Here is a 15387-nt window from a genome sequence, read left to right as displayed (position 1 = left end):
ATCTCATGATGCGGCGTTTCCAACGCCATGCCTTATACCTCACTACCCCTCGAACACAAAAATGAGCGAACCGGACACATTTGACTTCCTGATACTGAATGGCACGCTGATCGACGGTACTGGCCTACCTCGGTTTAACGCAGACGTTGGCATCAAGGACGGGAAAATTGTCGATGTTGGCGATCTTTCACGTGCTCACGCCCGACAGTCCATCAACGCGTCAGGAATGATCGTCGCCCCTGGGTTCATTGATGCCCACGCACATGATGATCATGCAATCTTCGCAGCACCAGAAATGGCGAGCAAGATCTCGCAGGGGGTCACCACGGTCGTCACCGGTAACTGCGGAATCAGCAGTTCACCGCTATCCGACGACATCCCGTTGCCGGCTCCGCTCAATCTTCTCGGGCTCCCAACGACCGGGCGATTCCCCACCTTCGAGGCGTTTCTCAAAGCAATCGAGTCCCGCCCTCCGGCGCTCAATGTAGCGCCACTCGTGGGACACACGACACTTAGGGTATTCGCGATGTCGGATTTGTCGCGCGTCGCAACCGTAAGCGAAACCGGCAGCATGCGGTCCATGTTGAAGGAGGCACTTGCTGCAGGCGCCATCGGGTTATCAAGTGGAACCTTCTATCCCCCTGCGGCAGCGGCCACCAAGGAAGAGTTAATCGGTGTTGGCGCGCCACTCCGCGAACATGACGGCGTCTTCGCGACTCATCTTCGGGATGAGAGCGACCACATCGTTGAAGCGATCGGCGAGGCGCTCGACATTGGTCGAACCCTTGGCGTGCAAGTCGTCCTATCTCATCACAAGCTGATGCGGGAGCGCAACTTCGGCAAGTCCCGGATTACGTTGCCCCTCATCAGTAATGCGATGCATCACCAATGCATTTCATTGGACTGTTACCCCTATACCGCCGGCTCGTCGATGATACGTGACGACAGCTTTGTACGTGAAGGCCGTGTTGTCATCGCCTCAAGCGAGCCGCATCCGGAATGTACAGGTAAGACGCTAGAAGAAATCGCTCTGACGTTCGGCACGGATCGACAGGAGGCAGCGCGCCGGCTTCAGCCCGGCACGGCGACCTACCACTTCATGAGCGAAGAGGATGTACGAGAAATCCTGCGATTCGAACACACGATGATCGGATCGGACGGTCTCCAGGTGGGTGAACGGCCCCACCCTCGCCTTTGGGGTACCTTCCCGCGCGTACTCGGCCACTACGTGCGCGACGTCGGCTTATTCACACTCGAGCAGGCCATAAAGAAAATGACCAGCCTGGCAGCACGAAACTTCGGTCTCAAAGGCCGAGGCGTGTTGAAGCCAGGTTATCACGCCGATATCACCATCTTCGACCCGGACACGATTCGTGACCGCGCCGACTACGACAATCCTACCCTGACCTCGTCGGGTGTCGTCGCCGTCATCGTGAACGGCGTAACGACATGGGCAAAAGGACAACACACAGGCGCCTTCAACGGTGCGCTGGTGAAACGGTAATACCACCAGACTCATGACCTGAAACACGCTTCCCTGGTGGCAAAGATCATTGACGACTCGAAGCGAACCACGTCGCGTTCAGTGTCGCCTCTCCTAACCTGGTTTCACAACCGTTTCCGCGAGCAGCCATGGCAACCAATCAACAAGAAGTGCCAATCGATGAACGCGCGCATAGGAAAGCGTTCTACCGAATCGTTCCTTTTCTCTTTGTGTGCTATGTATTCGCGTACATGGATCGGATCAACATCGGTTTCGCCAAGCTTCAGATGTCTCAGACTTTGGGGTTGAGCGACGCTGCTTTCGGTCTTGCCGCCGGCATCTTCTTTATCGGGTACGTTCCATTTGAAGTGCCCAGTAATCTCCTGTTGGCGCGCATCGGCGCACGTCGAACATTCGGCCGCATTCTGATCCTTTGGGGTCTCGTCACAATCGGAACAAGCATGGTTCAAGGTGCAGCGACACTCCAGACCATGCGCTTTCTGCTGGGGGTATTCGAGGCCGGACTTGCACCCGGGATTCTCCTCTACCTGACTCTCTGGTTTGGACCGAAGCGCCTCGGACGCGTCCTTGCAGTCTTTATGAGTTCCGCCGCGCTTGCCGGGATCGTTGGATCTCCGCTCTCGACATTTATCATGGCTCGCATGGACGGCTCGGCAGGCCTCGCAGGATGGCAATGGATGTTCATCATTGAAGGCATTCCACCGGTGCTGTTGGGACTCGCAGCCTATGCAACACTATCGGATCGACCGAACGACGCTCACTGGCTCACGAAGGAAGAGAAAAGCGCGCTTGTCGAGAGCGTGGATTCCGTCACAGATTCTGCAGACCGCCCCCAAAAAAAAAGCGCTTTCCGGGACCCGATTGTTTACGCCATGTCGCTCTGCTACTTTGGAATCATCTGTGGTTTGTATGCGATTGCTTTCTGGCTACCCACTGTCATCTCCATCGCCGGAGCGGGTACGCTTCAGAACGTCGGTTGGTACGGTGCCATTCCGTATCTTGTCGCAGTCGTTTTCATGTATGGCTTGGGAAGACTTTCCGATGCTCGCGGGGAACGCATCCGCTACAGCGCCTCCCCCGCCGCACTTGCAGCAATATTGCTAACGATGACTGTTTGGTCACACGGTAGTTTTGTGTTGTCGATGGTTCTTATTTCGCTTGCAACCGGCTGTATCTATGGCGCCTACGGGGTCTTCTGGACGATTCCTTCAGAATATTTCGGTTCCAAAACGGCTCCGGGAGGACTTGCGCTCATTAACACTATCGGATTGCTCGGCGGTTTCGCGAGTCCGGCTTGTATTGGATGGATTAAAAGCGTGACCCATTCTCTCGACTACGCGCTCCTCCTGCTTGCGGGCGTCATTCTGCTATCGGCATTCGGACTACTCGCGCTTCGCAGCCGTGTGCAGAACAGAGAGACATCCTGTTTAATAGTTGCTCTGCCAGAAGGTCAATAGCACAGCCGATGGTACGGCGAACGCTCGTTGAGGCTCGCCAGTCATCAGATTTTGTATACATCTCCTTCCGCTTAAACCTCTACCCTTTGCGCCACGACGCCATTGCCTGAAAAACGCCATCACGCCTGATCAGCGCATGAAATAGCGCGGCTGCGATATGAAGAACGATCAGCGCAAAGAAGCACAGCGCGAGAAATCTGTGCGCATTCCAGAGCAGCGTGTGCAGTTCGTTGCTGTGAGGCAAAAACGACGGCAGTCGAATGCCGGCGACCACGACGGGATAATCGGCTGCTGACAGCATGCCCCAGCCGAGCAGCGGGAGTGCAATCATCAACGCATAGAAAGCCACGTGCGAGAGATAAGCCGCAAGCTTCATCGGCTCGGGCATGTCTGATGGCAGCGGTGGTGCGCCTCGCACAAGCCTTACTATCAGCCGGATCAGCGCGAGCACGAGAATCAGCATGCCCAACGGTTTGTGAATCGAAACCAGCGTGAGATAGTCAGGCCGAACGGTCGATACCATGCCGACACCGATAAACAGCATCGACAGAATGCATATCGCCATGATCCAGTGCAAAGCGCGCTGTATTGGCGTGAAGCGCTTGTGGCTCGATGTCATGGCTTGACCCCTGCGGTTGGCGTGTGCGGATAGTCTTTGTCCTCGGCGGTCCGACGGTTGAACGATACCGAGTAGGCAGCCGAGCGCGCGGCGGGGAACGGATCGTCAGAAACACGAATGCCCGAAGGAAGGACGGTCGGATCGAAATTAAGGTCGCGGCACGGTCCATTGGCTTCGGGTTCGATGGCATTGACCACAAGCGTGCCGGCCTCCACTTTGCGGCGATCATCGGGCCAGGCTTTGCTCGGATCGGCGCTCGGGTCACCCGGATTGGCGACGGTGACGATCATCGCCCAGCGTTGCGGAGCGTTGCTCACCCGCTGGGCAATGTCCGAAGCAAGGAAGTCGGGGCTGCGCTGTCTAAGATCATCTGGAGAGACAGCCTCCGGTTTCGCTTCCGGCACAAAGGACCAGCGCACAGCCTGATCCTGTCCTTCAGCGTTCGTGAAGATAAAGCTGTTGAGACTGTTATACCGTTCTTGCGCATAAGATGCCGTCCAGGGTGCGCTGGTCGCCCACGCACCGAACCTGGCGAACTCAGGGTGGGCAGCGATAAAGTTCTTCATTGCATCGGGGTCGTCTTTTCGCGCCGAAGCTTGCAACAAAGCGTAAAAGGCCTGAGGCGTCGCAACGGCGAAGAACGGTGCATCGATCATCGCCGAGCGCCACTCGTTTCCATCGGGGGTGACGATACGCAGGCTGAGGCCGCGAACGCGCACGGCGGCGTCTGTGGCTTTCGCATCCGGCGTGGCCAGATTGAAGCGTCCTGTGACCGGATACGAACCAGGCACAAACATCTGCGCCTTGGACAGCGCTGCTGCTCCTCCATTCGACTCGAATGTGCCGGTAAAGCAGATGCCTTTGGCGTGGTTACGCCGGAAACCCAAAGCGGGTCCGCCTGGAGGCGCCAGGCCATTGACGATTTTTGCGGGGGTCAGGCGGTCTGGCGAAAGCCAGCCTGCGGTGTAAGCGAAGGCAAGCACTACCACGGCAACGACAAGTGCGATCAGGGCCAGCGAACGCGTAACGGAAACGTTGGAGCTCGGTCTGTCGGTCATGGGACTCTCGATCAAGAGTGCAGGTACCGAAAATCTAGCAGCATTATGAAACTCGTGCCAGGAAGATACACGTTGGATTGGCATTCGTCTCTCCACGCATTGGCACTTCTATTTCCCCGACTGTGAGCGCGTAAGGGACTCATCTACCTGGAGCATCTCTCCCCCTCGTCGTCACGAAGGGCGGGGAGAGCGTCGCTCGCATCGAGCGCAAGCGGTGCCTGTTCCAGCTTTATGTAATAGCCACCCTGCGCCGCACTCACTACTATCGAGCCAGCATGACCAACGCTGATGGCGATCCCGCGACGCGCATCCAGCGCCGTGATCCCGAACATCCGGACCGACACAATCCTTTGAGGCGGCATGAACAAAGACGCCATCCCTCGCCAAGGCCCCATAGACGAAGTGGACACCGTCTCATTGGCAGCCTCGCTCCTGTTCACGCACGGGCAGACTACTGAAAGGACGGTCGTCGCGGCGCAGCAGTTCGGGCGCACCCTTGGCGTACCGGTCAGAGTGCTGCCACACTGGGACGAACTCGTGGTCGAGCTTGACCACACCTCCTTCTCGGAAATTGTCCCGGCCGCGCCGCTAGGCGTAGATATGGGCAAGGTACTCGCCGTCCAGACAATCGTGCATCAAGTGTGCGATGGCGCCATGTCGAAGGCAGACGTTCGCCCGGCGCTCGTAGCGGCGGAGCACATGCCACCCGTCGCGATACTCCGCTTCGCTCTGTTCGCGGCCATCGGCGCAGCGTCTCTCGGCGTGATCTACGGCGTATACGATGCAGCGAGCCTGGCGCTGATCGCCCTGAGCGCCGGCGCGAGTGCCCTTATCCGTCGCTGGCAGGCGAAGCTTGGCAGCGATCCTTTCCTCGAACCGCTGACCGCGGCCACGCTCGCCGGCGTGATCGGTACCGTCGCGGGTCGCCTTCACCTGTCAGACGCGCAATCGCTCGTCGCGTTTTGCCCCTGCATGGTGCTGGTTCCCGGCCCGCATATCCTCAACGGTGCGATCGATCTTGCGCGCACCCGGATCACACTGGGCGTCGCACGACTGACCTATGCCGGCCTCATCGTGCTTATGATCTGTACGGGCCTGCTGATCGGGACGGCCGCCAGCGGCGGCGCGCTTCAGGCCGGATCGTCCGCGGCCGCGCCCGCGCCCTTCGCTGCCGATGTCCTCGCCGCAGGATGCGCCGTCGCGAGCTTCAGGACTTTCTTTTCGATGCCGTGGCGCCTGCTGCCGCTGCCAATCGCCGTCGGCATGCTGGCGCACGCCGCGCGCTGGGCGCTCGTCTCGATCCTGAGCGCCAACGCCGCGATAGCGGCGTTCTTCGCCTGTCTTCTGGTGGGCCTGATCGTCGCGCCGCTCGTCGATCGCCTACGCTTGCCCTACGCCGCCGTCGGCTTCTCCGCGGTCGTCTCGATGATGCCCGGCTTCTACCTGTTCCGTGCCGCAAGCACGCTGCTTGAGTTGGTCGCCGTCGGACCGCGTGCGTCGGCCGATCTTGTCCCGGCTCTCGTTGCGAACGGCGCCACGGCGTTCCTGATCATCCTGGCCATGACCGTGGGACTGGTTCTGCCTCGCATGCTGTTTGCGCGGTTCGCGACGGCGCGCCCGGCCTTTTGAAGGACCTTCAAGCCCAAGCCGCGGCGAATGGTTGTTGCCTGACACGAAAAGTGGCCAGCTTTCGGGCGACAACCACGCGATTGTCCCTTTCTCTAGAAGCAACAACCGTCACGAAGTTCTCGCACAACCTACGGTAGTCTGTCGGGAGTGGTTCAGCAGCGGCGGGGCCACGGATCGACTCCGCCAGTACGACAACGGTTATCGACACCCGATGGAGGGTACTTACTGTGGCTACGAACAATGGCGGTACGCTGTATGTCCTGCAGGCACGTCCACCGGCGATCATCGCTCTGTCGCCGGACGGTTCACACGAGGTCGTTCTCGCGAACCTCACGCGCACGCCCGACGGCATCAAGGTCGATGCCGAAAACCAGATGGTCTACTGGACCAACATGGGAACCGGCATCCATCTGGTCGACGGCGATCCGGCTTCCGGCGCGGTTCCCCCAAACGACGGCACGATCGAAAGCGCCAAGCTCGACGGAACCGGACATCGGGTGCTGGTGCCTTCCGGTAAGGCCGGAACACCCAAGGAAATCGTGCTGGATAAGGAAGGTGGTCACCTGTACTGGTGCGATCGCGAAGGCATGCGAGTCATGCGCGCGCGGCTGGACGGCACGGAGGTGACGGAACTCGTCCGCACCGGAAACTTCCCGGAGGATACGGCCGACGCGAAGCGCCATTGCGTAGGCATCGTCCTGGATAAGGCAAACGGGCACGTCTACTGGACGCAAAAGGGCGCGCCGGATGCCGGAGAGGGGCGCATCTTCAGAGCGGGCATCGAGCTGCCGCCTGGTGCGACACCCGATCGGCGCCCGGATGTCGAATGTATGCTGGCCGATCTGCCCGAGCCGATCGATCTCGATATCGATCAGCGCGACACCATGCTTTACTGGACGGATCGTGGCGACGACACGCATGACGGAAATACCCTGAATCGCGCAAAAATCACGGCGTCCGGACTGGTTGATCGCCAGGTGCTCGCCCGCGAGCTGAAAGAAGGGATTGGCGTGTCTCTGGACTCACGAGGACGCCGCGCATTTGTGACCGATCTGGGCGGCAACGTGCGCGAGTTGGACATCGATATGAAGCAGGAGGCGCACTTCACCACCGTTGCTCATCTGGGTGTGCTGACCGGTATCGACTACGCCGAAGACATCTGAGTCGGATCCCTCAGAATCGTCCGGCTCAAAGCGCCTGACGGGTCGGCCTGAACAGGATTTCGTTCAGGCCGACCTCGCCCGGCCGGCTCATCGCGAAGACCATCACGCGGGCGGACAACTCCGCGGGAATTGCCACCCACGGCACACTGATAAAGTGGCTACCTAAAAATACATAAAATCGGTCATTTAATAACACCAGTCGAACGCCTAATCTTCACTCATCGGCCCACGAAGTGGGTCCAACCCCCAAGGAGTGAATCATGGAACAACGTCTCGACTTCTACAAAGCCAACCCCGCTGCCATCAAGGCGATGCTCGGCGTCGAAGAACGCATCGGCAAATCGGCCCTCGAAAAATCGCTGACCGAACTGGTCCGTCTGCGCGCCTCCCAGATCAACGGCTGCGCGTTCTGCGTCGACATGCATACCACCGACGCCCGCAAAGGCGGTGAATCCGAACGGCGTCTGGCAACTGTCGTGGTGTGGCGTGAAACGCCCTTTTTCACCGACCGTGAACGCGCCGCGCTCGAATGGACCGAAGCGCTCACGCTGGTGTCGCAAGAGCACGTACCCGACGCCGTGTGGCAAGCCGTACGCCCGCACTTCAGCGACGAGGAACTGGTCGACCTGACGCTGCTGATCTCCGCCATCAACGCGTGGAATCGCTTTGCGATCGCGTTTCGCAAGATGCCGGCTTGAGCGCGCCGTCGCCATGTCCCAGCGCCCGCTTTCTGCATAACCCCGAAGGAAACAAGTCATGAAAATCATGCACGTCGACGCGAGCGCCAAACGCGAGCGATCCAACTCGCGCGCGTTGAGCCAGTATTTTCTGGAACGCCTGCGTGAAGAAGGTCTGGATATCGAAGTCGACTACCTGGACGTCACAGTCGATACGCCGCCGCATGTGAACGAAGCATTCGCCATCGCGACCTACACGCCGTCGCATGAGCGCACGCCCGCCATGAAAGCGACGTTGGCGGCATCGGATGCGCTGTGCAAGCGCCTGCTCGACGCCGACGCGTTGGTCTTTGCGATGCCCATGTACAACTGGTCGATGCCCTCCGTGTTCAAGGCGTTTATCGACAGTGTCACGCGCACCGGGTTGACCTACGTGCACACAGACGAGGGGCGCATAGAAGGCCAGCTTGCGCGGCAAAAGGTGCTGTTCGTCACGAGTCGCGGTGCTGACTTACGCGCCGGGCCCTACTCGTCTATGGATGCGCTGACGCCGGCGCTTAAGGCCGCTTTCGGATTTCTCGGCGTCGCGGCCCCGACCTTTGTCGACGCTCAGCCGTTGCAGTTTTCGGATCAGGCTTCGCGAATCGAGGCACTCGAACGCGCGCGCACCGAACTCGCAGCGGTGGCGGCGCACTGGGCCAACCCGGCGAATCCGGAGACGGCCCCAGCACTGGAACAGGACAACAATGTCATGGCACTCAGCCAGGAGTAATCGCATGAAAATTCGTACGCTGACGGCGACGGTAGCGCTCGCCGGTCTTTCCCTCGCGGGAATCTCGCAAACCGTATTCGCCGCGGATGCGGCCGCAGCACGGGAGACGATTACGCCCGCGTTCACCGAGGCGATCGCCAACGTGCCGGGCAAAACGATGACGGCGCTTGTCGTCGACTATGCACCCGGAGGCAAGTCGCTGCCGCATCGGCATGGACAGACATTTGTGGTCGCCTATGTGCTGTCGGGTGCGATCCGCAGCGGTGTCAACAATGGCGAAGTGCGCGTCTACCACGCGGGCGAATCCTGGACCGAGAAGCCCGGCGCGCATCACACGGTCAGCGAAAACGCGAGCGATACCGAACCCGCGAAGCTGCTGGCAATTTTTGTGGCTGACACAAAGGATAAAAAGCTGGTGACGTTCGACAAGCAATGAACGCGTAACGTGAGATGCAGCCGCGCCCGCCTAGAACTTCGGATGACACTCAAAATTCACTGACGACGCATGCGCGGTCATCATCTCCACGCCGCTCACCGTTTCAGTCGTGACACTGCTCTGCATGCCGCGACGCTCGCAGTAGTCGCGCGCTTCGCTTATCGCGTGTTCATGCGCGCGGGCCCAGGCCATCTTCCCGCCGGTCGCGCTCGCCGCTACCGTGTAAGTGCCGGGTTTGCCGGTCGTGACGACATCGGTCGTCGATGCGCATCCCACGAGGCTCGCGCACGCGGCCACTGCCGCGATGAGCGCCCGCCCCCGGTTCGACAACAAGCTTCTACGCTGCGGCGCAACGGACGCCCGCTCCTGATCGAGCACGGAATCTGACACATGGTTGAACATATTCGCCTACATTTTTTAACCGTTTTTCCAATCCTGAAATTATGCGCAATCAGGCGCGCCAGATCAGCTTCGTCACCTGAAAACACTGTTGCACACGCCTGAACAATCGCCAGCAGCCCACGCCAGGAAGGGACTCCGCAAGTTCGCGGCGTAACAGACGAACATCGCGTCCCCGCAGGCCTGAGCCCTGTTTCAGCGCCCCTTCCGTTCCATGCAATTTCTGCACTCTCCTGATACGAACAATGCACTGGCTTTATTCCTCCAGTTGACCGAAATTAGCACGGTCATTCCATTTTGCGGCGCGCAGGATTCGGGTCGGAGAACCCTACCCGCGTTAACCCCGCAGCAAGACTGTGCAATCGGTCCGCAACAGGCGGATATAAAAAGAGGAGACATGCATGCGTTTTATCAACCACGGCGTTTGCGGAGCCACGCTGATTCTTGCCGCTGGTGGCGCTGCGGCCGCTGAGTCGAGCGTGACCTTGTACGGCGTCGTCGACGCGAACATCCAGTATCTGGACAACGGCGGCGTCCATTCATATGCCGAAAAGAGCGGCGGCTCGACGGGCTCCCTGTTCGGGCTGAAGGGCACTGAAGACCTGGGCGGCGGCCTCAAGGCGCAGTTCAACGTCGAAACCGGCTTTAACGTGAACAACGGCGGCTTGTTCGCCGACACCTCAGCACTCTTCTATCGTCAGGCGTGGGTCGGCCTGAGCCATGACCAATACGGTTCGTTGACCATGGGACGCCAGTACGAGCCGAGTTTCCGGGTCATCTATCCGTCCGATCCGTTTCGTGCGAACGAAGTGTTGTCGCCATTTTCGGCCAACGTCCTCGCAGTCGACCGGAACACACTGTCCACGCAATACGATTCCGGCCGCGCCAGCAATTCGATCATGTATCAATCGCCGGATATGAAAGGCCTTAAGTTGTACGGCATGTATGCGTTCTCCGCCACGGTGAGCCAGCCGGTGCCGGCCACGACCGGCAACATGCTTAACGTCGCGGCCACTTACTCGGGCTACGGTTTCTACGCGGGTCTTGCCTATGTGAACCAGCATCCGGGCCAGGAAACCATCGCCGGCCTGCCCACCTCGCTAAGCCTGCTGGGCACCGAGCACTTCATCGGCGCGCTCGCCTACCGGATCGGCATCGTGAACTTACAATTCAACTATTCATACAACCGCGCGCAGGACCCGGCACCAGGGTCGCTGGCCGCGCACCTGGGCACCGCCCATTCGCTGAGCATTGCGGAGTTGGGCGCGACGATTCAGGCAACCCCGGCCGATACGATCACAATTGCCGGCGTTCAGCGCAGCGTGCGCGGCGCGCATGACAATACGCCGAGCATCGAAGTGGGCGCCGACCATGCGATATCCAAGCGGACGAGTTTCTACATGCGGGCGGGCTATATGAAGAACAACGGCACCGCCACGGTGAGTTGGCCGGGCGTTACCGTGACCGCACCCGGAACCAAGCAGATTCTTGCAACGGTGGGTATGTCGCATCGGTTCTAAAGCAAATCGCTGCCGCCGGGTGGCGCGGGAGCCTCGCCTGGCGGCGGGCGCTCCCGGAGGCAAAACACTTTCGGAATCGCGCTCCACCGACTAGTCTGTATGCACATCAAGCAAACAGACCGGACGCTGAACCGGAGGAGACGTCGATGGACATCGAAGCACGCACCATAACCCGCGTGACGGTTCGGCTTGTGCCGTTCCTGATCGTCTGCTATTTCATTGCCTATCTCGACCGGGTCAACGTCGGTTTTGCTGCACTGCAGATGAACAAGGCGCTCGGCCTGTCCGCCAGTGCGTTCGGCTTCGGCGCGGGCATTTTCTTCATCGCGTATTTTTTCTTCGAAGTCCCCTCCAATCTTCTGCTCGAGAAATTCGGCGCGCGACGCTGGATCGCCCGGATCATGTTCACATGGGGGATCCTCGCGGGCGCGATGGCCTATATCCCGGACATTGCCCGCTTCACGGGCCTCTCGCCCGCGCACGTGTTTTATGGCTTGCGCATCTTGCTGGGCGTGGCCGAAGCGGGTTTCTTCCCCGGCATCATCTTCCTGCTGACGCTATGGTTTCCCGCTGCCTATCGCGCCCGCGTGGTCGGCTATTTCATGGCAGCCATTCCGCTGTCCACGGTGATCGGCGGCCCGATTTCCGGCGCCCTGCTTTCGATGGACGGACGCGGTGGATTAGCCGGCTGGCAATGGGTCTATCTGATCGAGGCACTGCCCGCCCTGGTGCTCTCGTTCTGCGTGCTGTTCTATCTGACCGACAAACCGGTGGACGCCACGTGGCTTGCCGATGACGAACGCGACTGGCTGGTCGCCCGCCAGGCTCAGGAACGCGAGCATCGTGAGGCCGTGCGCACGTTCAGCGTGAAGGAAGCGCTGTTCAATCCGCGCGTGCTGGCCGTCGCGCTCATCTATTTCGGTGCGAACGCAACCAACTATGGCCTCAGTTTCTTTCTGCCGCAGATCGTCAAGTCCTTCGGCCTCACCAACCTGCAGACCGGTTTCGTGACGTCGCTGCCTTACATCGTCGGCGTGGTCAGCATGATCTATTGGGGACGCCACTCGGACCGCAAGCTCGAACGCAAATGGCACGTGGCGATTGCGTTGCTGGTCGCGGCCGGCGGCATTGCGGCGGCGGCCGGGCTCGACAATCCGGTGCAGAAGATGATCGCGCTGTCGATTGCCGGCTTCGGCATCTTCGGCTGCCTGCCGGTGATCTGGACCTTGCCGGCTGCGTTCCTGTCGGGCGCGGCGGCGGCAGGCGGTATCGCCGCAGTCAATTCCCTCGGCAATCTGGCGGGTTTTTTCGGCCCTTACGCGATGGGCTGGATCAAGGACAGCACCGGCGGCTTCGGCGCCGGCCTGCTTTGTCTGTCAGGCGCGGGACTCGTCGGCGTGGCGGCCGTGCTTCTGCTGCATCACGACACGTCGCTTGAGGCGTCGTGCAGTCTTCCGGACTCCGGCGCGGCAGGCAGGGAGAAAGTTGCCAGGCCGTCGTAGCTGCGTCTGCGAAGCGCCGACTTAGCTACGCGGCCCAGCATGGTCGAGCCTCAGGGCGATGCGCTCCCCGGCGCGCTGGCCGGCACGCTCGGGAGTGAGTTTGCCGCGCCCCCTGCGTCCGGCGGCAGCACGTCGTCCGGCGTGGGCGTAGGCGCCAGGGCCGGCTCGCCGTTGCCATGGACCTCACCGTCGACTGCCCTGTTTGCAGGCGCAGCCGCTGATGCCGGTACCTGAAGGAGCGGCGGCTGAGGCGGCAGCGCACGCGGTTCGACATCCGCGGCGGTTGCAGATGCCCCGGCTACCGATGCAGCCGATGCCGGTGCAGGGGCAACAGCAGGCGCATGGCGCGTCGTATTGCGCGTGACAACCGGCGCCTCCGTCTTCGCGGGCGACGCGGTAAACAGATGCTGGAACCACTCGCGCAGCCTGCTCGAGCGCTCCGCAAACCAGCCCGGCTCCTCGTCGGTCGCGAACTTGACGCGGCTATCCACCAGCTTCGAGCGTTGCGCGCGCTGGAAAAAGTCGCCGACGATCGGCAACGCGCTGTGCGCCCCTTGACCCCAATAGTCGCTGCGCAAGGTCACCCGGCTGTCGTTAAAGCCGACCCACGCCCCGGCCACGAGTTGCGGCTGGATCAGGATGAACCAGCCGTCCGCGTTGCCCTGCGTGGTGCCCGTCTTACCCGCCACATCGCCACGCACGCCGAAGCGGCTGCGAATGCTCGAACCCGTGCCCCGGCTCACCACGTCGCGCATCACGTCGACGAGGGTACGGGCGGCGTCGGCCGGCAACGCCTGTTTCGGCGATGCCGGCTCGAACTCGGCCAGCACTTCACCGTTACGGTCTTCGATACGCGTGACCATCACCGGCTCCACGTAACCGCCGAGGTTGGCGATCGTGCCGTAGGCCGAGACCATCTCCTTCAGCGTCACCGGGCTCGTGCCGAGCGCGAGCGACGGCACCGGGTCGAGTTCGCTGTCGCGCACGCCCATGGCGCGCGCCAGTCTCGCGACCTTGTTCGGACCGACCGTTTCCATCAGCTGGGCGGTAATCCGGTTGCGGGAATAAGCGAGGCCGTCGCGCAGGCTGATCGCCCGGTCGCTCGGCTCGTCCTCGTCGCTCGGACGCCAGACTTCGCCGCCCGCCAGCGGAATCTCGACCGGCTTGTCGATAAACGTGTCGCTGGGCTTGGCGCCGTCTTCGAAGGCCGCGGCGTAGACGAACGGCTTGAAGGTCGAACCCGGCTGGCGTCGCGCCTGCTGGACGTGGTCGAACGGATCCTGGCTGAAGTCGCGGCTGCCGACCCATGCCTTGATCTGGCCGTTGCGCGGGTCCATGGCGAGGAAGTCCGCCTGCACCCGGGTCTTGGACTCGCACACGCTCTTCACCAGGTCGCGGTCGGACGAGACGCGCTTCATCGCGTCGTCATCCGTCAGGCCGGCGTCTTTCGCGGCGCGATAGTCGGGCGTTTCGCGCAGGAAAGTCTGCAGCAGGTCGCGGCCGTTCGCACAACCCGCGCGCGTGCCCCACGCCGAATTCGCGATGCCCTGCAACTGGTTGCCCTGCAAGATCACGGCCTGAGTGGCCATGGTCTGCAAGCGTGAATCGATGGTGGTGCGCACCACCAGTCCATCTGAATAGATGTTGTAGTCGTTGCGATCGGCCCATGCCGCGAGCCACTTGCGCAGTTGCTGCGCGAAGTGCGGCGCGGGTCCGGGCGGCTCGGTTTGCCGCTCGAAATCGATGCGCAAGGGACGGCGCGAGAGCGTCGCGTAGGCCGCCGGCGTGAGCTTGCCGTACTTGACCATTTGCGCCAGCACCGTGTTGCGCCGTTGCAAGGCGCGTTCCGGGTTGAGCACCGGGTTGTAGTAGCTATTGCCCTTGAGCATGCCGGTGAGCGTCGCGCTTTCGAGCACATTCAGGTCGCCGGCCGATTTGTCGAAATAGGTTCGCGCCGCCATCTCAATGCCATAGGCGTTGTAGAGGAACGGCACTGTATTGAGGTAGGTTTCGAGGATCTCGTCCTTGGTGTAGAGCGCCTCGATCTTGAAGGCCGTGATCGCCTCCTTGGTCTTGCGGGTCAGCGTGGGGGCGCGGCCGATCTCGTCGGGATAAAGGTTGCGGGCGAGTTGCTGGGTGATGGTCGACCCACCTTGCCGGTCGCCGGAAAACGTGTGCAGCGCGGCCGATGCCGTGCGGCGCCAATCCAGCCCGAAATGCTGGTAGAAGCGGTGGTCTTCCGTGGCGATCAGCGCATTCACCACATTCGGCGAGATGTCCTTGAGTTTCACCCACTCGCGGTTCGAGGGTTTGAATTCGGCCAGCAATTTGCCGTCCGCCGAGAGAATCTGCGCCGGCTGCTCGATTTTCGCCTTGCGGATATCGCCGATGCTGGGCGTGAACGGGATCAGGATCAGCACATACAAAAGTAACAGCACCGGGATGCCTGCGCAGGCCCACGCCGCGCCGCGCAGCGTGGGATGACGCAGGTGCCAGAAGCCCCGGGCGATGGGCTGGTTTGCGAGGGTTAGCCCTTTTTCAAGGGTCTGTAGGAATGAGGTGATCAGGCGCTTCACACTTGCTACCGTCTGCTGGGAAAGGCTGAATCCTACCAAGATGCTGGACGAAGGCCGATTTTTGCGCCGCAAATG

13 protein-coding genes are annotated in these 15387 nt (G+C 61.0%); 9 read left to right on the top strand and 4 right to left on the bottom strand.

The annotated features are described in order from the left end of the window. The first annotated feature begins 61 nt into the window (after positions 1-61). Together PQQ86_RS09240 and PQQ86_RS09235 are read left to right on the top strand one after the other, a co-directional pair. Positions 62-1504 (top strand): N-acyl-D-amino-acid deacylase family protein, encoded by a 1443-nt coding sequence (locus PQQ86_RS09240; protein WP_408265927.1) that lies wholly within the window; start codon positions 62-64, stop codon positions 1502-1504. A gap of 128 nt (positions 1505-1632) precedes the next feature. Next, positions 1633-2961, top strand: coding sequence for an MFS transporter (locus tag PQQ86_RS09235; protein WP_408265925.1), 1329 nt, complete (start codon positions 1633-1635; stop codon positions 2959-2961). A gap of 79 nt (positions 2962-3040) precedes the next feature. Here the strand turns inward: PQQ86_RS09235 and PQQ86_RS09230 are convergent, their stop codons facing one another. Both PQQ86_RS09230 and PQQ86_RS09225 read right to left on the bottom strand, forming a co-directional pair. Next, positions 3041-3580 carry a cytochrome b gene (locus PQQ86_RS09230; RefSeq protein WP_408265923.1) on the bottom strand — a complete coding sequence of 180 codons (540 nt, stop codon included), beginning with the start codon at positions 3578-3580 and terminating at the stop codon, positions 3041-3043. After that, a complete protein-coding gene (locus PQQ86_RS09225; protein WP_408265921.1) occupies positions 3577-4638 on the bottom strand; it encodes a catalase family peroxidase in 1062 nt (353 codons plus the stop codon). Before PQQ86_RS09225 ends, PQQ86_RS09230 begins: the two co-directional genes overlap by 4 nt. A gap of 360 nt (positions 4639-4998) precedes the next feature. Here PQQ86_RS09225 and PQQ86_RS09220 point away from each other — a divergent pair, with 360 nt between their 5' ends. The 5 genes from PQQ86_RS09220 to PQQ86_RS09200 all read left to right on the top strand — a co-directional run bounded on the left by PQQ86_RS09220 (position 4999) and on the right by PQQ86_RS09200 (position 9315). After that, positions 4999-6267: a threonine/serine exporter family protein gene (locus PQQ86_RS09220; RefSeq protein WP_408265919.1), complete on the top strand. Its 1269-nt coding sequence runs from the start codon at positions 4999-5001 to the stop codon at positions 6265-6267. Between the two features lie 227 nt (positions 6268-6494). Continuing rightward, positions 6495-7430 (top strand): SMP-30/gluconolactonase/LRE family protein, encoded by a 936-nt coding sequence (locus tag PQQ86_RS09215; RefSeq protein WP_408265917.1) that lies wholly within the window; start codon positions 6495-6497, stop codon positions 7428-7430. 260 nt (positions 7431-7690) lie between these two features. Next, a complete protein-coding gene (locus PQQ86_RS09210) occupies positions 7691-8128 on the top strand; it encodes a carboxymuconolactone decarboxylase family protein (RefSeq protein WP_054037517.1) in 438 nt (145 codons plus the stop codon). A 58-nt stretch (positions 8129-8186) separates the two neighbouring features. Beyond that, a complete protein-coding gene (locus PQQ86_RS09205) occupies positions 8187-8879 on the top strand; it encodes an FMN-dependent NADH-azoreductase (protein ID WP_408265915.1) in 693 nt (230 codons plus the stop codon). A 4-nt stretch (positions 8880-8883) separates the two neighbouring features. After that, entirely contained in the window at positions 8884-9315 is a 432-nt protein-coding gene (locus PQQ86_RS09200; RefSeq protein ID WP_408265913.1) for a cupin domain-containing protein, read from the top strand. Between the two features lie 30 nt (positions 9316-9345). Here PQQ86_RS09200 and PQQ86_RS09195 read toward each other — a convergent pair whose 3' ends face one another. Then, positions 9346-9717, bottom strand: coding sequence for a hypothetical protein (locus PQQ86_RS09195; RefSeq protein WP_408265911.1), 372 nt, complete (start codon positions 9715-9717; stop codon positions 9346-9348). 398 nt (positions 9718-10115) lie between these two features. Between PQQ86_RS09195 and PQQ86_RS09190 the strand changes: the two genes are divergently transcribed. Next, positions 10116-11234 carry a porin gene (locus PQQ86_RS09190; protein ID WP_408265909.1) on the top strand — a complete coding sequence of 373 codons (1119 nt, stop codon included), beginning with the start codon at positions 10116-10118 and terminating at the stop codon, positions 11232-11234. Positions 11235-11380: 146 nt separating this feature from the next. Beyond that, on the top strand, positions 11381-12736 hold the full coding sequence (locus PQQ86_RS09185; RefSeq protein WP_408265907.1) for an MFS transporter: 1356 nt from the start codon (positions 11381-11383) through the stop codon (positions 12734-12736). Positions 12737-12786: 50 nt separating this feature from the next. On the opposite strand, the gene PQQ86_RS09180 is transcribed toward PQQ86_RS09185, so the two are convergent. After that, a complete protein-coding gene (locus PQQ86_RS09180; RefSeq protein WP_408265905.1) occupies positions 12787-15312 on the bottom strand; it encodes a penicillin-binding protein 1A in 2526 nt (841 codons plus the stop codon). Positions 15313-15387: the final 75 nt, after the last annotated feature.

The organism is Paraburkholderia sediminicola (assembly GCF_046026675.1).
Taxonomy (GTDB): domain Bacteria; phylum Pseudomonadota; class Gammaproteobacteria; order Burkholderiales; family Burkholderiaceae; genus Paraburkholderia; species Paraburkholderia sediminicola_F.
This window is presented reverse-complemented; position numbering and strand designations above follow the sequence as displayed.